21 protein-coding genes are annotated in these 20,406 nt (G+C 34.6%); 10 read left to right on the top strand and 11 right to left on the bottom strand.

Annotated elements, in window-relative coordinates:
• Positions 1-9: 9 nt before the first annotated feature.
• Both ACTXGU_RS02210 and ACTXGU_RS02205 read right to left on the bottom strand, forming a co-directional pair.
• The gene (locus tag ACTXGU_RS02210; protein ID WP_443479863.1) at positions 10-1,203 is read right to left on the bottom strand and encodes an MFS transporter; all 1,194 of its coding nucleotides are present in this window, start codon (positions 1,201-1,203) and stop codon (positions 10-12) included.
• A 13-nt stretch (positions 1,204-1,216) separates the two neighbouring features.
• On the bottom strand, positions 1,217-1,525 hold the full coding sequence (locus ACTXGU_RS02205; RefSeq protein WP_443479862.1) for a carboxymuconolactone decarboxylase family protein: 309 nt from the start codon (positions 1,523-1,525) through the stop codon (positions 1,217-1,219).
• A 136-nt stretch (positions 1,526-1,661) separates the two neighbouring features.
• Between ACTXGU_RS02205 and ACTXGU_RS02200 the strand changes: the two genes are divergently transcribed.
• On the top strand, positions 1,662-1,997 hold the full coding sequence (locus ACTXGU_RS02200; protein WP_443479861.1) for a MerR family transcriptional regulator: 336 nt from the start codon (positions 1,662-1,664) through the stop codon (positions 1,995-1,997).
• A 205-nt stretch (positions 1,998-2,202) separates the two neighbouring features.
• Here ACTXGU_RS02200 and ACTXGU_RS02195 read toward each other — a convergent pair whose 3' ends face one another.
• Positions 2,203-3,111 (bottom strand): DMT family transporter, encoded by a 909-nt coding sequence (locus ACTXGU_RS02195; protein ID WP_443479860.1) that lies wholly within the window; start codon positions 3,109-3,111, stop codon positions 2,203-2,205.
• A 115-nt stretch (positions 3,112-3,226) separates the two neighbouring features.
• On the opposite strand from ACTXGU_RS02195, the gene ACTXGU_RS02190 reads away from it, so the two are divergent.
• Entirely contained in the window at positions 3,227-4,585 is a 1,359-nt protein-coding gene (locus tag ACTXGU_RS02190; RefSeq protein WP_443479859.1) for an aminotransferase-like domain-containing protein, read from the top strand.
• Between the two features lie 260 nt (positions 4,586-4,845).
• Here the strand turns inward: ACTXGU_RS02190 and ACTXGU_RS02185 are convergent, their stop codons facing one another.
• Positions 4,846-4,974 (bottom strand): hypothetical protein, encoded by a 129-nt coding sequence (locus ACTXGU_RS02185; protein WP_443479858.1) that lies wholly within the window; start codon positions 4,972-4,974, stop codon positions 4,846-4,848.
• A 219-nt stretch (positions 4,975-5,193) separates the two neighbouring features.
• Between ACTXGU_RS02185 and deoD the strand changes: the two genes are divergently transcribed.
• The 5 genes from deoD (at position 5,194) to ACTXGU_RS02160 (ending at position 10,739) form a co-directional block, all read left to right on the top strand.
• Complete coding sequence (deoD, locus tag ACTXGU_RS02180) at positions 5,194-5,895, top strand: purine-nucleoside phosphorylase (protein ID WP_443479857.1); 702 nt, start codon at positions 5,194-5,196, stop codon at positions 5,893-5,895.
• Positions 5,896-5,948: 53 nt separating this feature from the next.
• On the top strand, positions 5,949-6,803 hold the full coding sequence (locus tag ACTXGU_RS02175; protein ID WP_443479856.1) for a M15 family metallopeptidase: 855 nt from the start codon (positions 5,949-5,951) through the stop codon (positions 6,801-6,803).
• 486 nt (positions 6,804-7,289) lie between these two features.
• The gene (locus ACTXGU_RS02170) at positions 7,290-8,753 is read left to right on the top strand and encodes a S41 family peptidase (protein WP_443479855.1); all 1,464 of its coding nucleotides are present in this window, start codon (positions 7,290-7,292) and stop codon (positions 8,751-8,753) included.
• 128 nt (positions 8,754-8,881) lie between these two features.
• Positions 8,882-9,787, top strand: coding sequence for a CobW family GTP-binding protein (locus ACTXGU_RS02165; RefSeq protein ID WP_443479854.1), 906 nt, complete (start codon positions 8,882-8,884; stop codon positions 9,785-9,787).
• Between the two features lie 118 nt (positions 9,788-9,905).
• The gene (locus ACTXGU_RS02160; protein ID WP_443479853.1) at positions 9,906-10,739 is read left to right on the top strand and encodes a hypothetical protein; all 834 of its coding nucleotides are present in this window, start codon (positions 9,906-9,908) and stop codon (positions 10,737-10,739) included.
• An 87-nt stretch (positions 10,740-10,826) separates the two neighbouring features.
• Here the strand turns inward: ACTXGU_RS02160 and ACTXGU_RS02155 are convergent, their stop codons facing one another.
• Positions 10,827-11,069: a DNA alkylation repair protein gene (locus tag ACTXGU_RS02155; protein WP_443479852.1), complete on the bottom strand. Its 243-nt coding sequence runs from the start codon at positions 11,067-11,069 to the stop codon at positions 10,827-10,829.
• A 479-nt stretch (positions 11,070-11,548) separates the two neighbouring features.
• Here ACTXGU_RS02155 and ACTXGU_RS02150 point away from each other — a divergent pair, with 479 nt between their 5' ends.
• Together ACTXGU_RS02150 and ACTXGU_RS02145 are read left to right on the top strand one after the other, a co-directional pair.
• Positions 11,549-12,409, top strand: a complete 861-nt coding sequence (locus tag ACTXGU_RS02150; protein ID WP_443479851.1) for a CAP domain-containing protein — start codon at positions 11,549-11,551, stop codon at positions 12,407-12,409.
• Positions 12,410-12,997: 588 nt separating this feature from the next.
• The gene (locus tag ACTXGU_RS02145) at positions 12,998-13,501 is read left to right on the top strand and encodes a GNAT family N-acetyltransferase (RefSeq protein WP_443479850.1); all 504 of its coding nucleotides are present in this window, start codon (positions 12,998-13,000) and stop codon (positions 13,499-13,501) included.
• Positions 13,502-13,617: 116 nt separating this feature from the next.
• Here the strand turns inward: ACTXGU_RS02145 and ACTXGU_RS02140 are convergent, their stop codons facing one another.
• From ACTXGU_RS02140 to ACTXGU_RS02120, 5 genes are all read right to left on the bottom strand, one after another.
• Positions 13,618-14,043 carry an Hsp20/alpha crystallin family protein gene (locus ACTXGU_RS02140; protein WP_443479849.1) on the bottom strand — a complete coding sequence of 142 codons (426 nt, stop codon included), beginning with the start codon at positions 14,041-14,043 and terminating at the stop codon, positions 13,618-13,620.
• Between the two features lie 44 nt (positions 14,044-14,087).
• Positions 14,088-14,570, bottom strand: a complete 483-nt coding sequence (locus ACTXGU_RS02135) for an Hsp20/alpha crystallin family protein (protein ID WP_443479848.1) — start codon at positions 14,568-14,570, stop codon at positions 14,088-14,090.
• Between the two features lie 771 nt (positions 14,571-15,341).
• Entirely contained in the window at positions 15,342-16,700 is a 1,359-nt protein-coding gene (locus tag ACTXGU_RS02130; protein WP_443479847.1) for an MATE family efflux transporter, read from the bottom strand.
• A gap of 125 nt (positions 16,701-16,825) precedes the next feature.
• A complete protein-coding gene (locus tag ACTXGU_RS02125; protein ID WP_443479846.1) occupies positions 16,826-17,386 on the bottom strand; it encodes a GNAT family N-acetyltransferase in 561 nt (186 codons plus the stop codon).
• 302 nt (positions 17,387-17,688) lie between these two features.
• Complete coding sequence (locus tag ACTXGU_RS02120) at positions 17,689-18,273, bottom strand: DedA family protein (RefSeq protein ID WP_443479845.1); 585 nt, start codon at positions 18,271-18,273, stop codon at positions 17,689-17,691.
• A 226-nt stretch (positions 18,274-18,499) separates the two neighbouring features.
• Here ACTXGU_RS02120 and ACTXGU_RS02115 point away from each other — a divergent pair, with 226 nt between their 5' ends.
• Entirely contained in the window at positions 18,500-18,835 is a 336-nt protein-coding gene (locus tag ACTXGU_RS02115) for a DUF4870 domain-containing protein (RefSeq protein WP_443479844.1), read from the top strand.
• A 961-nt stretch (positions 18,836-19,796) separates the two neighbouring features.
• Here the strand turns inward: ACTXGU_RS02115 and ACTXGU_RS02110 are convergent.
• Positions 19,797-20,360, bottom strand: a complete 564-nt coding sequence (locus tag ACTXGU_RS02110) for a YdcF family protein (protein WP_443479843.1) — start codon at positions 20,358-20,360, stop codon at positions 19,797-19,799.
• Positions 20,361-20,406 lie beyond the last annotated feature (46 nt).

Genomic DNA, 20,406 nt, shown 5'->3' with positions numbered 1-20,406 from the left:
TAAAAAAATTTAAGTTCGTTGACTTTTCATTATAAATGAAACAAGCAAACTAATACTAAGCAGAAATGCCAGAAATTCAAATGTTAAAATATAGCTGCCGCTTTTTAAAAGGGTAATGGCAATATTTGGTCCTAACGTAGCCCCGATAAATAAAATAAATGTGTAAAGAGAAACACCAATTCCTGCTGCTTTTCCGCTAATTTGCCCCACTAATGATATAAGAGTAGGTACTGTAATAGATATACCGCTGACAAAGATAATGCTCATGACGATCAGTATAGGAAGATTTGAACTAATACCAAGCAAGGACAGACCAATAACGGCAAGTGCTAATCCTCCACGAAGGACATAATAAATCCCTAATTTGGCAACGAACCTCCCTACAAACGGTGATAATAACATACCGAAAATACCAACAGAACGAATGGAAAGAATTTGTTGGCTGCTTAATCCAAAATTGTCGATTAAATAACTCCCTAATGCCGTATACATTCCAACGAAAGCAAGTAACAGCGTAACCGTAATGAGATAACTAAGACTTAATGTTTTTTTCTCTTCGATCGAACTTATCAGTTTAAAAGAGCTGAGCAAATTTCCATTTTTGTTTTGAATATCTCCTTTTGGGATGAAAAAAGCAACAAGGACTGCTGTTGCTAAATAAATTGCCCCAATCCAATAAAAAACACTTTGCCAGCCTAAAAACTGCGTAACTAAACTGCTAAAAACCTGCCCAACAATCCCCGCCATTAAAAAACTGGAACTTACAAATCCAATCGCCGTTACTCTTTTATTAACAGGGAATCTTTCGACAATGTAAGATATAGCAACTGGCGCAAAAGTTGCCGCTGCAATTCCTTGTATGCTTCGAAGGATAATTAAGGCAGATAAATTATCGAAAAAACCTAAGATAGGAGAAACAACTGTTAATACAATTAAGCCTAATATAATAATTTGTTTCCGCCCATAACGATCAGACAAAGGCCCGTAAAATAAGGAACTTACGCCATAAAATAAGGAAAAAGCGCTGCTAGTCCAAGCAGCTTCTGCAACCGTAACATCAAAGTTATTAGAAAAAATAGAAAGTAGCGGAATGGTTAGGTAAAGACTTGATACAACTACAAGACCACACCAAAATAAAATAGCTGTAATAAATGAGTAGTTTTGTTCCTTCACTGTATGTTGAATACTTGCCAATTCGTCCAAAAGTAAAACCTCCCTAATTTTTGTTTAGCTCATCCAGCATCTCTGGAAGTATAGAAAGAAAATCACAAAGGCCACCTGCAGGGATTGCCAACATCATGGCTTCTTTTATTTCTTCCGCTGTTGCTCCTGCTTCTAATGCTTTCGTAATATGTACTCGTATAGCTGGGGCATACCGATTTGCCGTTAATATACCGAGATATACTAATTGCTTCGTTTTTTCATCTAATGCATGACAACTCACAGCTTGAAATAATTCACCAAATACTCTAGCCTGTTCTGGAAATTCTTTTTTAAACAGCTCATAATCAGGATTTTTCGTCAAATAAGCCACCTCCTTAATGTATATTACTTACGTATATTGTAACTAAATTACAAAACAAGTCAATAAGTTTCGTGGAATATTTGTAACGATTCTACATTTGTTGTAAAATAGTGATATAGATATTGGAGGGAAAGATGTGAGTGATAAACAAGATTTAGATGGATTGCTTGATTTTGACTTGTTAAAAAAGCTTGTAGTCGGCATAGGAGAAGTGTCTGAGATAACAGGCGTACCGACAAGAAAAATCCGATATTGGGAAGAAAAAGGAATTTTAGAGTCTGAAAAAGAGGGCGAAGGAACAACTCGAAGATATAATTATTTAAATATAAAAAAAATCCTATTAATCCAGGAGTTACTAGAAGAAGGATTTACGCTTGATGCCGCAGCAAAAAAAATAGAACATCGGATGAAGAATATGAACGATGTATTTATCAAGCTAGCGAGCGCTTCTCAGCAAAAAGAGGAAGAATAATTTTAATATTCAATCCTTGAAAGGAATTTTTAACGAATTTAGGAGCTTAGAAGAGTGATGAACATGTGCATGTGCATCACTCTTTTATATTTTCGTTTTGAAGGTTTTAAACCAGGTTATATCGAATCTCCAAAATACTTTATGAAAAGGATTAAATATTAATCCAGCCAGCGGAAGTTTCTTTAAAGAAACGCGCTGGCTGTTGTCAGTTTGCCCTTTTATAGGCAGGCGTATTAGTACCAATAACGCCAACAAGAATGACTGTTGCACCAATGATGTGATAGTATTGTATCTTTTCATGTAAGAAAACCACACCAGCAATGATGGTGATCAATGTTGCTAAGTTGCTAAACACGCTTATTTTCGAAGCTTCTATTTTTGATAATGCATAATTAGACAAAAAAGAGGTACAAAGAGATGACAGAACGCCTAAATAAAAGATTGAAGCAATGAAATAAATGTTTAAGAATGGTGAAAAAAAGCTAGTTATGGATTTTTCCATTATATGACTTGTAATGGCAATCCCATTAAACATAATGAATCCTAGGCATGTCATGACATAGGTTAAAGTAAATAATGAATACTTTTTTGTCAGCTTTCTAGCTAAAACATTATACAAAGCTGCCATTAATGCAGATAATAGTATGAGTAAAGATCCTTTTAAACTGTAGGTCTCGACATTCAAATCATTCATTATGAAAATAAAGATGACACCAACTACAGATAAAAAGATAGAAGCTTTTTGCATATTGCCGGAATATTCTTTTAGAAAAAACGTTGCAAGAATCAAAGTAAAGATTGGAATAGCGGCTAGTATAATTCCAGCTTCAGAAGAAGTTGTATATACAAGACCGAACGCTTGAAACGTAAAAAATAAAGTTGGATAGAGAAGTGCCAAAGGAAGGATTGGCAGGATATCCTTCCACGTAATCTTTACTTCGATCTTTCTGAATATAATTGGAATGGTAGCGATTAATAAAGCAATGGTAAATCTGTGAGCTAACGTATCCATAGGACTTGCTGTTGTTAACGCTATTTTCACGAACATAAACGAGAAACCTATGATGAAAGCATATAAGAGAGCAGCACCATATGCTTTTTTTTGTACAGACATTTTTCGGGACCTCCTTTTTTTAACTGACCGGATATCCGTATTTTATGTAAAGTATAAATGGTGTACAATATGAATAAAATCAATCTGTACCGGTACAGTTGGTAAGGAGAAATTTATGTTTAAGTATTTATCTCTGTTAAATGATCTGGAATCTTTGATTCAATCAGGGCAGTTAAAGGAAGGAGAAAAACTTCCCTCTATTCGTACGCTAGCTGAACGACACCAATGCAGTAAAAGTACGGTAATTAGTGCACTAAAGGAATTAGAAAAAAGACATATGGTGTACTCGGTTCCTAAAAGTGGATATTATGTGGTAAAAAAAAGGTTTGAATCTAATAATACTCTGACAAAAGAGATAGATTTTGCTGCTTCAGCGCCAGATTGGAATCTATTTCCCTATTTAGATTTTCAACATTGTCTAAATAAAGCTATTGATACGTATCAGCAAGATTTGTTTGTGTATGGAACTCCGAAAGGGTTGCCTTCCTTAATTAAAATGGTGCAAAAACAGCTTGAAATATATCAAGTGTTCACCAAAACGGAAAATATATTTATTACCTCAGGTGTTCAGCAGGCACTTTTCATATTGAGTATGCTGGCATTTCCAAATAACAAAACAAAAATCTTAATCGAGCAGCCAAGCTACCACTTATTTATTGAACAATTAAATGCCCATAGAGTTCCAGCAGTTGGGATAAAACGAACCGCAAGAGGTATTAACTTGGACGAATTAGAGAGGATTTTTCGAGAAGAGGATATTAAATTTTTTTATACCATGCCAAGATTTCACAATCCATTGGGAACCTCCTATTCCAAAAGAGAAAAAGAAGAAATCGTCAAACTTGCTACGAAATACGATGTTTACATTGTAGAAGATGACTATTTAGCGGACTTCGAACAACATGTGAAGATAGATCCGATTTTTTCCTACGATACAAATAACAGAGTTATTTATTTAAAAAGCTATTCAAAAATTATTTTTCCTGGTTTAAGAGTAGGGGTAGCTGTTTTACCTGACTTATTAATGGAGAGCTTCCAGCAATATAAAAGAATATCTGATATTGATAGTTCGATGATATCTCAAGCAGCTTTAGAAATCTACATAAAAAGTGGTATGTTTGAACGCCATAAAAATAAAGTGAATCTTTCTTACTTAGAACGTGCAAATATGCTTTATCAATCGCTTGAAAAGTATGCAGCCAACCATTTAGAGCATGGAACTTTTCTTCGCCCGGCTTCCATATGTATGATGGCACATCTTATTTTGCCAAAAACTGTGAATGTTCCCCAGCTAATTAAAAATTTAAGAAGTCAACAAATTCAATTAGATACAATAGATAGAAATTATTTAAAAGGGGTTCATCAGGAAAAGATTATGAAGTTAAATGTATCAAATGTAGAAGTGGCAAAAATTGAAGAGGGAGTGAGGTTAATTTTAAAGGAAATGAATAATAGTAGGAATCATTTTTTTTAATTTGACATGAAGTGTGTTTTATTTATAGACTCTGTTAAACGGTAATGTTGATTGAAAGGAAATTTGCGAAACTCCTGCGGAAAAACGGGCTGGAAAGACCCCACAAGACGGGTACGAGCAAGGAGACTTACCAGTTCGTCCGCGGAAAGCGAGCGATAAGCTTCGGAAAACCGCTTTTAACAGGGATTATTTTTAGGAATCAGTAAAGCTTCAGTGGATATGCATTCTCTCCCACTGAAGCTCGTTGCCAAGTATATTCTTTAAGAGTTCTTTCTTTCGTTTGCAGAAAATTCTTTTCCATGCGCTTCTTGTTCTGTAATAATCGCTTCTTTTGGAATATGATTATTTTTTTTCGGAGAATTTATACGATTTCGATGTTTTTTACCCATGGATATCCCCTTTTTTCTGTTTATTTTCCTAGCCTGTTTTCCGCTTCAAAAGGAAAACTAACTTTAGTTTATCCGCCGGGAGTAATATTATCCTAAAATGAAATATGTTTATCATAAAAATAGAATGTGATATAGTACAAATAGGGAGTAATTAGTAGATAAATTATCATCATACTATAATTATGAACTATTGCTTTTTAATTTATGGAGGTTTAAGAAATGAGTGTACATATTGGAGCAAAAGAAAATGAAATCGCAGAAACGGTCCTATTGCCAGGGGATCCTTTAAGGGCAAAATATATTGCTGAAACTTTTTTAGAAAATGCGACATGCTATAATGAAGTTCGTAGTATGTTCGGGTATACAGGTACATATAAAGGAGAAAGAATTTCTGTACAAGGAACAGGTATGGGTGTTCCGTCTATTTCTATTTATATTAATGAATTAATGGCTAGCTACAATGTGCAAAACTTAATTCGTGTTGGTACATGTGGAGCCATCCAACAAGATGTGAAGGTTCGTGATGTCATTCTGGCAATGAGTGCATCTACCGATTCGCAAATGAACCGATTAACATTCGGCGGTGTTGACTTTGCACCAACCGCAAATTTTGAGTTACTAAAAAAAGCATATGATTCAGGTTTGGAAAAAGGCCTTCCCCTAAAAGTTGGTAATGTATTTACAGCTGATATGTTTTATAATGATAATTCAGAATTAGAAAAATGGGCTAAATATCAAATATTAGCAATCGAAATGGAATCAGCTGCATTGTATACATTAGCTGCAAAATATAATCGGAAAGCGTTATCTGTATTAACAGTAAGCGATCATATTTTAACAGGAGAAGAAACAACAGCTGAAGAACGTCAAACAACATTTAATGACATGATTGAAGTGGCGTTAGAAGCAGCAATTAAATAATGGTTCAAAATAACGTAATTAAATGTAAATTTAATAAAAATTAAGGTGAAAAAATGAAGAAAATAGCAGTAGTTACTTTCCTTTTAGCTTTCCTATTAACAGGATGTAAAAATTTAGATTCATTACAAAGTAAAATTCCATTTTTACATGAGAAAGCAGAAGAGAAAGAAACGAATGTAACAGAAAATCCACCAGAGCAGCCTGAAAAAGATTCTCAAAAAGAAGAAACTCCACAAGAGGAACAAACGCAGGAAGAACTTCCTTGGACTTTGGAAGCTTCTTATTTTAATGAAATAAAGGTAGTGGATGGACGAAATATTATACAAAATCCGACTAATACCGTTTCATTAGTAAATAAAGAATTTGGTCTTCCTGATGGATATGCTCCCGACGATTTAGTAAGGCCGAATGTTGCTTTTTCTTTTGGAGATGAAAAGATAGAAAAAAGCTACTTAAGGAAAGAAGCGGCAAAAGGTTTGGAAGATATGTTTAAGGAAGCAAAAAAGGCTGGCATAAACTTATATGCTGTTTCAGGATATCGATCATTTAATCGTCAAACCGTTCTCTATGATGCAGAAGTTCAAAAAGTAGGCAAAGAAAAGGCGATACAAGCTGTAGCTTATCCAGGAAACAGTGAACACCAAACAGGACTTGCGATGGATATTTCAAGTGAAAGCTCTAACTTTTTATTAACAGATGAATTTGGCAAAACAAAAGAAGGCAAGTGGTTAAGTGAAAACGCCCATCGTTTTGGTTTTATTTTACGATATCCACAAGGAAAGGAATCAGTAACAGGCTATAAATATGAACCATGGCACTTCCGTTATGTTGGGGAAAAATCAGCAAAAGATATATATGAGAATGGTTGGACACTAGAAGAATATTTCCAATTAGTGAGAAAAATATAATAAAGAAGCGATTGTGACCAGTATGAACAAATATTAATAATTTGTTCATACTTTTTTACAAAAAAGTTCCGATTTGTTTTTTAATCTTTATTTAGGCTGTTTTCTAAAAGTTTGTTGTTTTTGAATAAAATAATAAACACGGCTGAAGCACTGAGCAGTCTGAATACACGTAGACTCCTGCTTAGAAAAGCGAGAAAGACGAGACCCCACAGGAGCAATGCGACGAGGAGGCTCGGCTCTTGTCTGCGGAAAGCGAAGTGTATTCAGACTGCAGGTTAAATAACAACAATCTATACGAAAAGAGCGTTTTTTTAAAAGCTAAGAAAGCATTAATTTTTGTAGTTAGCTTTAAAAGTAAATGACAACTTTTTGAGCAAAGAGAATATTTTCTTCGGGGCTGGTCAAGGTGTTTCCGCTTTTCTTTATAAGTTGTAAAAAAAATACTACAAATAGAATGTTTCTGGTCAATGAAAGTGGTGAAAGTATTTGGAAAACGAAAAAAATGTAAAGGAACCATCAGAAAATGAATCAAGTTTTATCAGGATGAAAACATTTCATTTTGTGATGCTTCTCTTTTTTACAGTTATATTAGCAGCTGGTATTACAACAGTAGCTTTATCATTTGGTGATGAAAAAGCAGTTAATGTTGGTACAGATCGAAGCGAATTCAATAAATTATATGCAGCATATGATGCATTAAAACAGAATTATTATAAAGATGTCGATACAAAGGATCTTGTGAATGGAGCCATTGACGGCATGTTTTCTGCCTTAAATGATCCCTATTCTAATTACATGAATGAGAAAGAAGCTGCAAGTTTTCATGAAAGCATTTCTTCTTCTTTTGAAGGAATAGGGGCAGAGATTCAGCAAAGCAATGACAATATTGTGATTGTTACACCAATCAAAGGGTCACCAGCAGAAAAAGCTGGATTAAAGCCGAACGATAAAATTATTTCTGTTGATGGAAAAAATCTTCAAGGGATGAGTTCTTCGGAAGCTGTGCTGTTAATTAGAGGGAAAAAAGGAACAAAAGTGGAGTTGGAAATTGAAAGAGCTGGTGTTCAAAAACCGATGGATATTTCCATTGTTCGTGATACAATTCCGATTGAAACAGTCTACGGAAAGCTAACAAAAGATGGAATTGCAGAAATACAAATAACGAGTTTTTCTGAAAATACTTCAGTAGAGCTCGTTAATAAATTAAATGAATTCCAAGAAAAAGGGATGAAAGGAATTGTCCTGGATTTAAGGCAGAATCCAGGCGGTTTATTGCCAGAAGTAGAAAAAATAGCTAATTTATTTGTTCCAAATGGAGAAATTATTTACCAGGAAGAACATCGAAATGGCAAAGTGGAAAAAGCAGTATCAGAAAATAACAATGGTACAGATATTCCGCTTGTTGTTATGATTGATGGCGGGAGTGCAAGTGCTTCTGAGATATTAGCTGCTGCGGTAAATCAATCGGCAGATGTACCACTTGTTGGTGTAAAATCGTTTGGGAAAGGAACAGTACAACGTGCTACTGATTTATCCGATGGAAGCAATTTGAAATTCACAACAGATAAATGGTTAACACCTAACGGATCATGGATTCATGGCAAAGGGATTGAGCCAACTTATAAAGTAGAGCTGCCAAGCTTTGCAAGCCTTTCTATCATAAATCCTGATTCTAAACTGAAAAAAGACAGCAATTCAGAGGAAGTAAAAACAGCGCAACAAATGTTAAAAGCATTAGGATATAAGGTAGATCATACGAATGGATATTTTGATGAAAGTACTGAAAATGCAACAATAGAATTCCAGAAAAAAGAGAAATTAACGGAAAATGGCGTAATTACTGGGGAAACGACAGTGAGGCTAATGAATGAGCTTCGTGACAAAATCCAAAAGTCTGATACACAAATGAAAAAAGCGGTAGAAGTACTAAAAGAGGAAATGAAAAAGTAATCGTCGTGGGGTGATACATTTATGTGTCACCCTGCTTTTTATAGTAAATAGGCTAGGTAGGATAGTCAGTTCTCCTAGTAGCTGGGGGCTTTCACCCTTTAAAAACGCAGATTAAAGGAGTAACTAAAATGACAAAAACAGAAATGTACATTTTATCCGGGTTTTTAGGTAGTGGAAAAACTACTTTATTAAAAGAGCTGCTATTAAAAGAAAAAGAAGCAGGCAGAAAAGTAGCTGTTATGATGAATGAATTTGGAAGTATATCAATTGATTCCAATGAGGTAGACAAGGATATTCCTTTGAAGGAGCTTTTAGGTGGCTGTGTATGCTGTACCATTCAAGAAAAATTAGAAGCACAGCTTCAAACTTTATTAATGGAAGAAAATCCTGATGTCATCTATTTAGAAACAACAGGGGCAGCACATCCAGTTGAAACATTGGATAGTATTTTATCGCCAATTCTAATAGACAAACTGCAGCTTAAAGGAATAATCACGGTAATTGACGGGAAACAATGGTTAAATCGTAAAAGTTATAGCCCTGTTATCCAACAATTGCTTTTAGAACAAGCACGACATGCTAATTTAATCCTTATTAATAAACAAGATACATTAAAAGAAGAGGAAAAAGCAGCGCTTACTTTTGAAATTCAGTCGATTAATCCACAAGCTTTTACGATTTTAACAAGTTATAGCAAAGTTCCCTACCATAAATTACAGGAATTGGATGTACATATTAATGGCAGAGTGGAAAAAACAACAATTACCCGTTTGCAATTAAGTTCTTTTGTTTATACGTTTGAACGTGCGGTTGCTGCTGATAAATTTGACATTTTTTTAAGAAATTTGCCGGAAACCATCTATAGAATAAAAGGCTATGTTCTTTTTTCACAGTCAAACTATCCAGAGTTATTTCAATATTCTTATGGCACACCTATTTTTATGAAAGAATATATGAAGATGCCATTAAACATGGTGTTTATTGGAGAAAGCATAAATTGGAGTGAAATAGAAGCTCAATTAGATGCGTTGTAGTCTATTAGAGGAATAGGAATAGGAGTATACAATTTCATTTTGTTACCAAGTTTTCTTTAGAGTATCGTTTGTAAAAAAGGGCAAACTTTCATTAGGATTTAAAAGAAGGATGGTTCAAATGATAAAAAAAATAATGCTGTTATTTTTCTGTTCTTTTTTCATTAGCACGATAAACGACCCTATAAGTGCCGAACAACAAACGCTATTTTCTCCTATTAGTTATGAGCTTCAACTTCTGGATTGGAAAGCTGCAGACTACCTCATTCCGAGATACAGCAAGTTTTCAATTATTGATATCGAAACAGGAAAAGAATTTCAAGTACAAAGAAGAGCTGGCAGCCAGCATGCAGATGTTCAACCGTTAACACCAACAGATACAACTATTATGAAAGATATTTATAACGGGAAATGGAGTTGGAAAAGGAGGGCTATTATTGTAATGATAGATGATCAATGGATTGCTGCATCCATGCACGGCATGCCTCATGGTGCTGGTGCATTAAAGAATAATTTTCCCGGTCACTTTTGCATTCATTTTCTTGGCAGCACAACTCATAAAACAGATAAAATGGATCTTTCTCATATGTTAATGGTATATAAAGCAGCAGGAATTTTGCCAAGCTATTTAAATCAATTAAATGCAATGGAACTAGTACAGTCCTTTATTGCTGGTGTTAAAGAGCAAGATGAATTCATTTTATCTTATGTTTCCGCGCAAAATCTTAACTGGAAAAAAGAACTATCTTCTTTAGAAAATATTCAATTAATACAGCTCAAGGAAAAAAAGACAGAAGAAGAAACAATGAAACAAAATTCGGTTCAAGTGGAAGTAGAATGGCAGTTGTATCTAAAAAATAAAAAACCGTTTAAGCAACATGCAATACTAACCTTAATGCGCTGCTCACCACTTGAACAATGGAAAGTAGTTGTAGCAAAAGATTTATTTCACTAAAAACTCCCATGGAGACAAGGTCAACTGAGTCTCCATGGGAGTTTTGTTTGCAAAAATATATACTATTGAATACATGCAACTGCAAACTTACTTTCGCTCTCCAAATTTAGCAAACGTTTTTTCGTCTTCCACTAATCCACATGCCGCACATTGTATTCGATAACTGGGACCATTATAGCCCATATGAAAAGGTGATAAGTTATCTGCAGTATATTCTTCGACAATACCACCAGTTTGCGGATCTAATTTTACGGAATGTACTACTTGTTCAATAATATTAAAACGACTTCTGTTCGTTTTACAATTAGGACAACAATATGGTGTGTTCATTTTATTTACTCCATTCTTTCAATTATTCCTTCTATTTTATTTTTCCTTCCATCATTAAAATTATCCCTTTTAAAAAATGTATCCATCAATTTTCCGGAAATCTGTAAAAAACATTGTCTTTTTTAACATTCGGATGTTTTGTTCGTCATTTTTATGTAATAAAAGTCATAATTCAAAGGCTAAAGAAAAAGTGTCAATACTAATTTCTATCTAAATTATGGGTTGTTAATATAGTAGAAACCAATTATGGATAATATTTCAATAGAAATTATAGGGAAAATAAATACATGCTATCTATTGATAAATCTAGCATTCTCTTATTTAGATAGAATTTTTATTGTAGATAGAAGTATTTTTGTGAGTTTTTGAGAAAAATTTCCTCAAAAATGACAAAAATCATGTGTTATGATTTGTTTGTAAGACGGAAACAAACAATCTTACAAACTACTAAGTTCAACATCCAAGGAGGATTTTAATATATGAAGAAAAGAAATATGATTTTATCAGCAGCAGCAGCTACAGCATTATTAATGTCTAGTCCAATGGTGAACAAAGCATCAGCGGCAGAATGTCAACCTGCAGCGAATCAAGTAAAAGTAGAATCTAAACAATTAAATCAAGAACAAATAAATACTATTTTAAATAAATATAAAACATCGAATGCTATCGACATTAATAAGGTTTTAGCAGAATTACAAAATTCACAACAAGCACCAGCAAAAGCAGCAGCACCAGTAAAGAAAGAAGAAACACCAAAAAATAACACAGCAGCGCCAGCGAAGAAAGAAGAAGCACCAAAAAATAACGCAGCAGCGCCAGTAAAGAAAGAAGAAGCACCAAAAAATAACGCAGCAGCGCCAGTAAAGAAAGAAGAAGCACCAAAAAATAACGCAGCAGCACCTGCAAATGCTCCAGCACCAGCAGCAAGCAAACCAGCTTCTGAAACAACAGCAGCAACTGAAGTAAGTGCTTTCGAAAAAGAAGTGGTAGAATTAACAAATAAAGAAAGAGCAAAAAATGGTTTACCAGCATTACAGTTAGATACAGAATTAAGTAAAGTGGCAAAAGCAAAATCTCAAGATATGAGCACAAATAATTATTTTGACCATAATAGCCCAACATACGGAAGCCCTTTTGATATGATGAAAAAATTCGGCATTTCTTATAAAGCAGCTGGAGAAAACATTGCAAAAGGACAAAAAACACCGGAAGAAGTAGTCCAAGCATGGATGAACAGTGAAGGCCACCGCGCAAATATTTTAAGCAATAAATTTACGCATATCGGTGTAGGTTATGTTGAAAACGGCAATTACTGGACACAACAATTTATTGGAAAATAATAGTCATTGAATGAAACCTAAAAGATATTTCTGGATCTTTTAGGTTTTTTTACAATGCTGTTTTCTCAAAGATTGTTGTTTTTTACATAAAAAATTGGAGAAGAAGTCCTTAGCAGACTGAATACACGTAGACTCCTGTGGGAATGCGAGAAAGACGAGACCCCGCAGGAGCGTATGTGAGGAAGAAGTGTTTTATTAATAAATTATAAGTAAAACCCTTATATTTAGTGGATGAAAATAGTATAGGGAGTTTAAAAACGACCATCATGTTGGTTAGGAGAGGCGTCCGCACGACTCCTGCGGGATTAGCGAGACAGGCGAGACCCCACAGGAGCAAAGCGACGAGGAGGCTCGGCGCTCGCCCCGCGGAAAGCGTGTGGTAAGCCTCGGAAAACCGAACGAAACCAGCATTTTACAATGAAAACATAAGTATTCTGAAGTTCGTTAGACTGATGTTTCACGCTTTTCTTACTATAACCATAATAGTCAAAAATAGTCTTATTTTGTTTTTTTCATTTCATAACATTTTATAATACTTTAAAATAGAAAGGGGAAAATAAAAGAAATATGGTTATAGGAGAATGATAAGTGAAAATAAGACAAGGGCAATTAAGTGATTTACCAATTATTATGGATTTTGTTGAAAAGACGGTTGATATTATGAGCAACGAAGGAAATGATCAATGGACGAGCACCTATCCACAAGAAGATGATTTTAAAAAAGATATCGAAAACAACAACTTATTTATTGCTGTTAAGGACGATCGGCCAGTTGGGTCTATTACAATAGACAACAAAAATGGCGAAAATTATGAACATATTAATTGGACATATGCGGAAAAAAACTTTTTCGTTATTCATCGCTTAGCGGTAGATCCTGAAATTAGAGGGGGAGGAATTGCAAGTGAGCTTCTGGCATTTGCAGAAGTTTATGCCATTGAGCATGATATCTATTATTTAAAAACAGATACGTATTCTTTAAATGATAAAGCGCAAAACTTATTTGTTAAAAATGGATATAATAAAGTAGGAACTACTCATTTTGAGGGAAAAGAAAATCCATTTTACTGTTATGATAAATCATTTTTGTGAGAGAATAGACGATTCTATGGAAATAAACAGAAATTTGATGTCCAAAAAGTTGCTTTTATCCTGTACATAAAAGATTGAATGATGGAAAAATAATCTTTACGGACATCTGCTGTTTATTAATGGTTAGCAATTTGAATCGTAAGAAGACCATTTACAAAACGATGCTTCATGTCCTTCTCTTTTATAGGAAAAGGAATCGAGATTTTTTTCGAAAAATGACGATTTTGTCTTTCTTTTATATAGTAAGCACAATTTTCATGAAGTGTAGCATATTCACCACTTATAACCAACGTATTATTCTCTTGCAAGTTGATAGATATAGCAGAAAGATCCATTCCTGGAAGTTCTATTTCAATGACTAAAAAATAATTGTTGCTATAAACATCACATGCAGGAAAATTGGAGCTACTCGTTATAGAAGAATAATTAGCTGTATTCCAGTTATGAAATGTATGATGTTGAAATAGATCCTTCCAATAATTTTCATCTCCATGTTTTTCGGAAAATTGATAAATCTTTTTTAAATTATCAAAACCCATCATTATCTTCCTCCACAACGATGCTACATAAGCTATCCGTTATCCTGTTAATTAATGTCTGACACATCTATCTCTGAAAACTGCATGTCGTTGTTTTTTTGAATTTTTATTTCTAAAATATTGTCTTTATAATGAGCAGTCGAGCCCTTTCTTCTTACGGTTGTTGGCAGAAGAATCGTATGTTTATCTTGTTGTTCTGGTATATGTTCAATGATTACTTGATTGGAAGTATAATATATTCTGACTACTTTTAACCAAGATTCCTCCACAATCGGGATACGAATAAAACAATGGTGATGTGTTTCAAAAGCGACATAATCAAATTTTTTTACCTTAGTTTGATTTTGCTGATTATTTCCATTAGTAGGAGACATTCTTTGAAACATATCTTGAGGATCCATTTTTTGCATAGAATCAGGCATTAATTTATCCATCATTTCTTGAACATATTGTTGGATATCTGCTGGTTTCATTTGATTTAATTTCGATTTTGCATCTTTATTAAAAGGGAATAAATTCCATGGGAACATTGGAAATTCATCCTTTCCTAATCAATCGCGATGTATCATTTTTACATTCTTTTTATCGTATTCATCCTAGCCTAAATCGTGTTTATTTTTGTTCATTTTTTAGGTTGCTTATAACAACAATTTGTTATTGAAAAGGCTCTGTTAAACGATAATGTTGATTTTGGAAGGAAATTTGCGAGACTCCTGCGGAAAAACGGGCTGGAAAGACCCCACAGGGAGGTACATAGGCCACTGAAAAACTGATTATTTTTGAAAAAACTTGAATTATTATCTATATACAGATAATAAATGAGTTTATCATTCTATATGTAGTAGGTTATTCGTATCTTTTTCCTTTCCTATGGACTTTTTCAGTGGCCTTGAGGTACAAGCGAGGAGGCTTGCCAGTTCGTCCGCAGAAAGCGAGTGAATTTCCTGACCATTCTAAATCAACACTGAAATTTAACAGAGACACCCATGTTAATAAAAATTCGCACCATGGGAGATGAAAATAAGTAGTGTTTATTCAGCGTCAAGATAGAAGGAGTTAGAGCTAAGAATGATATTGGTTTGGAGAAGCGTTCGCTCGACTCCTGCGGGATTAGCGAGACAGGCGAGACCCCGCAGGAGCAAAGTGACGAGGAGGCTCGGCGCTCGCCCCGCGGAAAGCGAGCGATAAGCTTCGGAAAACCCCTTTTAACAGAGCTTATTTTCAGGGTAGTCAGTGAAAAAGAAAAAAGTGCTGCATCATTATAGGATAATGCAACACTTTTTTCTAAAAGAGTATGGATATTATGCGCTTTTTAACACAAAACGTTTCTTTTCAATATAATACAATCTACTGGAAAGAAATATGGCTCCAGTCGCTAAGCCAATTATTAATCCAATCCAATAACCAAATGGTCCAAAGTTGGAATATTGAGAAAGGTAGTAGCCTAACGGCAAGCCAATGATCCAATAAGAAATAAGACTCATAATAAATGTGCTGTTTACATCTTTATATCCGCGCAGTGCTCCTTGAATAGGGGCTTGAATCGCATCGGAAAGCTGGAAGAAAATTGCGTAAATAAGGAAATGAGCCGTTAGTTGCAATACATTCTTATCGTTCGTATACAAACTTGCAATTTCTGCTCGGAACGTAAATAAAATAATGCCGCTTATAAAGGCAAAGACAACAGCTAAACTAACACCCATCCAGCTATACATTTTTGCATCTTTTAAACGATTACTGCCAACTTCAAAACCGACAAGAATGGTAAGGGCTGTAGAGATGCTAAGTGGTACCATGTATAGCAAGGAAGCAAAATTAAGAGCAGCTTGATGTGCAGCAATCGTATTCGTATTATAATGTCCCATTAAGATCGTAACGGCACTGAAAATACTTGTTTCGAAAAAAATCGAAAAACCGACTGGAATACCAATCACTAATAATTCTTTCCATTTTGTCCACGACAAAGGATGGAGCGTTTTTAATAACTTAAAACGGCTAAAAGGCTGATGATGATACACAATATGTAGTGCAATTAAAAGAATAATCCAATAAGTAATACTAGTTGCTACGCCAGTTCCAACACCGCCAAGTTCTGGAAAAAACCATATGCCATTGATAAATACATAGTTTAAAACGATATTAATTGGAATGGCAGACAAGGTAATAAACATGGTGACTTGTGTTTGTCCAAGAGTATCAATAAATGATCGAAGCACAAAATAGATAAAAATAGGGATGATTCCAAAACTTAATGCAGTTAAATAACGAAATGCAATAGTTTGTACTTCGTGATCTAAGCCCATGCTGTTTAAGATTGGATCGAGCGCAAAATATCCGATAATAATAAGGATAACGCCCATTGCTATCGCTAAATAACCGGCTTGTACAACAGAAAAACTTGCCTTTGCTTCTTCTTTTCTGCCAATTAACTGAGACACAATCGGAGGAATTGCTAATAAAATTCCAGTTAAACCAGTATAAATAGGCATCCATAACGAGCTACCTACAGCAACGCCTGCCAGGTCAATAGGACTGTAATGACCAGCCATGATTGTATCAACCAAAGTTAATCCGAACATGCCAATTTGTGTTACAAGTATCGGCAGTAAAATCATAAATAATTGCTGTAATTTTTGTTTTGTTGTTTGTGTTTGTTTCATTTTTTTTCCTCTTTCTATTAAGTAACGATTGTATTATAACATTAATTTAAGGGGCTAGAGCCCTCATAAACAAAAAAGATTTGTTACTGCGTCTATTTCTCTGCAATAACAAATCTTTCTTATTTTTATGCTTCTAAACGGCCTGTGATTTTTTCATCGATTGTACTAGTTCGACGTGTATGCAGGGTATATAAATCTTTTGGAATTTCATATAAATGATAGTTTGCGCCATTAGCATTAAGTTCGTTTAATAACGTTTTTCTCGTTTCATTTGCTGATACAACATAAGGAAGTTTTTCCGCTGCTTTTTGAGAACGTACATTATGATCTCTAATTCTCATTAATACCGTTTCGATATTCATCTCATAAAAAATTTCTGCAAAAAACTGTTCTTTAGCCGGCTTGTTATATCCTTTGCCATGATAAGGCTTCCCTAGCCATGTACCAAGAAAGCCAGCGTTATTTTTAATATCAAATAAATTGATCGTTCCGATTGGATGCTGCCATTCATCAAGGATTGTTCGTGAAATTAATTCTCCTCGTTCTTCCGCTTCGATTGTTTGTTTTGTTAAAAAAAGATATTCTTCGTAAGAATAAGCTTTTTGTCGAACAAATGGGAAAACATCTGGATGTGTCATTAGTTCATATAATACGTGGCAGTCTTCCATCTCTCTTTTCTTCAGCATAAAAAAATCCCTCCAATTTGACTTTTGAGGGCAGTTCTTCTTTAAAGCAAAAGGAAATCCACCCTCGAAATTTTTTATCTTTCTAAAAAATTTCGGGGTGGGAATCGAACCCACTAGAACCAATTTGGTGGCGCACCATTTGCCTTCCCATACTTCCTAAACATGTATTATCATCTCAACGACGTCAGTTGATATTATTATATTGTTATACTAAACAACAAACATAATCATACAAAAGATTGTTTAAAATAGAAATAGGAAAATATTAATTTTATGTTAAATAATTGTAATTACCTATATTATTATTTTTTGCGAATTTGAAAAAGAAAATAAAGCAAGATAGCAACAGCGGCAATCACAATAATGGGAGTCAAATACGGTTTTGCATATGTTTCAATATTGTCCCAATGGTCTCCCAGCTTCATTCCAAGCATTAAAAAAAGAACCGTCCATGGTATAATGGCTGAGATTGTATATAAAAGAAACTTGCTGACAGGCATTCTAGCCAATCCTGCCGGGATGCTAATGGCATGCCTGACAACAGGAATAAATCTTGCTAAAAAGATCATTCCAGTCCCATATTTTAAAAACCATGCCTCTGAAGCATCCACATGTTTTTTTTTGATTAGTATGTATTTTCCATAACGGTCAATAAAAGGACGGCCGCCGTAATAAGCAATCCAATAAATAAATAATTGCGCAAATGTACCGCCAATAACACCAGCAATCAGAGCGCCGATAAAGTTGATTTCTCCTAAATGAATAAGGTACCCGCCGTAGCTTAATACAATTTCACTTGGAATCACTTCAATCATTAGGCCAATTGCTATGCCAAAATAACCTAATGATGATAAAAAGTCAAAAATACTTGAAACCAGTTCACTCAAAATAATCTCTCCCATTTGTTTTTCCAACATCTTTTTTACATTTTATAGGATGTCTTTATTAGTATACAGGACAAGTCTATAAGATAGAAATATTTCTTGTAACTGACAACAAATTTATAAATTTATATGAAACATTTTTAACGACTGACCGTATTAATAAGCAGAGGCAATTATTTGTACTAGTTAGTGAAATAATACCAAGTTTTATTATTATGGAGGGATAATAATGGAATATTCAAAAAATGTAAGCAATGACGAAAAATTATTTGCTATGCTTATTTATGTATCAAGTCTGTTTACAGTAATCGTTGGGCCATTAATTATATGGCTGCTGAAAAGAGATTCCGAATTTGTGGATTATCATGGGAAAGAGTACTTTAACTTTTTGATATCCTATGCTGTTTATCTTCTTATAAGCGGAATATTAATGTTGATCTTGATTGGTTTTGTTACAACTCCACTTATAGGTTTGCTTATACTTGTGTTTACTATCATTGCCGCAATTAAAGGCTATGAAGGAAAAGAATACCGAATTCCGTTTGTGTTTCGGATTATTAAATAATAATTTTAAAAGGGGCTGTCCAATAAGTCGATTTTTCAGCTATTGGATGCCCCTTTTTATGTTCAAGATTACTGATATATCAACATTCTTTTTTTCAATTTTCAATGGATTTACCCTTTTGTGACAGCCCCTCAGACTGTAGACAAACCCCATTTAGGGGAGTTTGCTTACAGTCTTTTTTGTTTTAGGCTCTCTTAAACTTAGCTGTTAATTTCCGCTCCAGGCGTTCGCTTTCCGCGGGCGGTCCGGGAGCCTCCTCGTCGCTTTGCTCCTGTGGGGTCTCCCTTTGACTCGCTTATCCCGCAGGAGTCTCACGCCTTCCGCTCCAATCAACCTAGTACCAAAATCAACAATAGAATGGAACACAGCCTTGTTTTTAAATAATAGAAAATAAATTTTTTGAGGTGACTACATGCTTTCCAAACATCATTCTATCCAAAGGGATCAACAAGGAATGATCACTTTAGATTTAACTAGTACCACAAAATCATTTAGTTCGTAAAATAGAGGCTGCATCAGAGACATGTGTGGGAAGAGTATGTGGAAGAAACAGATCATCTTCATCATCATCAAGAAGACAAACAAATATTTTCAAAGCGAAAAGAAACCATTGAACGAGAATTCGCTGATGCAAAGTGGTGAAAATGGTATAGAGAGTTTGAAAACGACCATCATGTTGGTTAGGAGAGGCGTCCACACGACTCCAGCGGGATTAGCGAGACCCTGCTGGAGCGTAGCGACGAAGCGGCTCGGCGCTCGCCCCGCGGAAAGCGTGTGGTAAGCCACGGAAAACCGAACGAAAACCTTTTCGTTGCTTGGGTTGTCACTACCTATATTTTATAGCATTCACTTTTTCAGTGGCCTCAGCGTATGCGACGAGGAGGCTCGACGCTCGCTAAACGGACGAAGTGTATGCAGGCTGCGCGTTTAAAAGCAACAATCTATACGAAAACAGCCTAACTTAATAGCCTTTTAACTTCATTTTAATAATAGCTGCATATTCACGTATATATAAAGGGAATTTGACGCTTACAGGTGTTTTAGCTGCAAGTGGATATGCTTTTATTCCTTCTTTTTTGGCAATCGTCACTGCACGAAACAAGTGAAAGTCGTTGCTTACAATAACTGCTTCCTTGATATCATACAGTTCTTGTGAAAATTGAATATTTTCATAGGTTGTCGTGGAAGTGTCTTCTACTAATATATGATCTTCATCCACTCCTTTATCAAGAAAATAAGCTTTTAAAGCAGCAGCTTCAGTAATATTTTCTCCTCGTCCTTGTCCACCTGTAACGACTATTTTTGTGTTTTGATTATCTTCCCAATATTGAAAAGCTACTTCTGCACGAAAACGCAGCGCTTTTGATAATGTATCTCCATTTACTTTTGCACCTAACACAATTATATACGGACTATCATCAGGTGGAGTTTGATCCGCTGTTTTTTTAATTTGATAAAAATAGTAAGTTGATATCATTAAAACAATAATAGCCAATAATAATAGTAAATAATAAAATTTCTTCAAAAAATCTTCCTCCAATTATTCATAGATTCATTTTTTAAATAATAGA

Source organism: Niallia sp. 01092 (genome assembly GCF_052318935.1).
Lineage (GTDB): Bacteria > Bacillota > Bacilli > Bacillales > Cytobacillaceae > Niallia.
Note: the sequence above shows the minus strand (reverse complement) of the source record. Positions and strands in the feature narration are given on the sequence as shown.

Excerpts from the sequence above, each read along its gene's own strand:
- ACTXGU_RS02115 (WP_443479844.1), top strand. The coding sequence starts at position 18,500 with ATGGAATATTCAAAAAATGTAAGCAATGACGAAAAATTATTTGCTATG.
- deoD (WP_443479857.1), top strand. The coding sequence starts at position 5,194 with ATGAGTGTACATATTGGAGCAAAAGAAAATGAAATCGCAGAAACGGTC.
- ACTXGU_RS02185 (WP_443479858.1), bottom strand. The coding sequence starts at position 4,974 with ATGGGTAAAAAACATCGAAATCGTATAAATTCTCCGAAAAAAAATAAT.
- ACTXGU_RS02140 (WP_443479849.1), bottom strand. The coding sequence starts at position 14,043 with ATGATGGGTTTTGATAATTTAAAAAAGATTTATCAATTTTCCGAAAAA.
- ACTXGU_RS02190 (WP_443479859.1), top strand. The coding sequence starts at position 3,227 with ATGTTTAAGTATTTATCTCTGTTAAATGATCTGGAATCTTTGATTCAA.
- ACTXGU_RS02135 (WP_443479848.1), bottom strand. The coding sequence starts at position 14,570 with ATGTTCCCATGGAATTTATTCCCTTTTAATAAAGATGCAAAATCGAAA.
- ACTXGU_RS02195 (WP_443479860.1), bottom strand. The coding sequence starts at position 3,111 with ATGTCTGTACAAAAAAAAGCATATGGTGCTGCTCTCTTATATGCTTTC.
- ACTXGU_RS02150 (WP_443479851.1), top strand. The coding sequence starts at position 11,549 with ATGAAGAAAAGAAATATGATTTTATCAGCAGCAGCAGCTACAGCATTA.
- ACTXGU_RS02125 (WP_443479846.1), bottom strand. The coding sequence starts at position 17,386 with ATGCTGAAGAAAAGAGAGATGGAAGACTGCCACGTATTATATGAACTA.
- ACTXGU_RS02160 (WP_443479853.1), top strand. The coding sequence starts at position 9,906 with ATGATAAAAAAAATAATGCTGTTATTTTTCTGTTCTTTTTTCATTAGC.
- ACTXGU_RS02130 (WP_443479847.1), bottom strand. The coding sequence starts at position 16,700 with ATGAAACAAACACAAACAACAAAACAAAAATTACAGCAATTATTTATG.
- ACTXGU_RS02155 (WP_443479852.1), bottom strand. The coding sequence starts at position 11,069 with ATGAACACACCATATTGTTGTCCTAATTGTAAAACGAACAGAAGTCGT.
- ACTXGU_RS02175 (WP_443479856.1), top strand. The coding sequence starts at position 5,949 with ATGAAGAAAATAGCAGTAGTTACTTTCCTTTTAGCTTTCCTATTAACA.
- ACTXGU_RS02165 (WP_443479854.1), top strand. The coding sequence starts at position 8,882 with ATGACAAAAACAGAAATGTACATTTTATCCGGGTTTTTAGGTAGTGGA.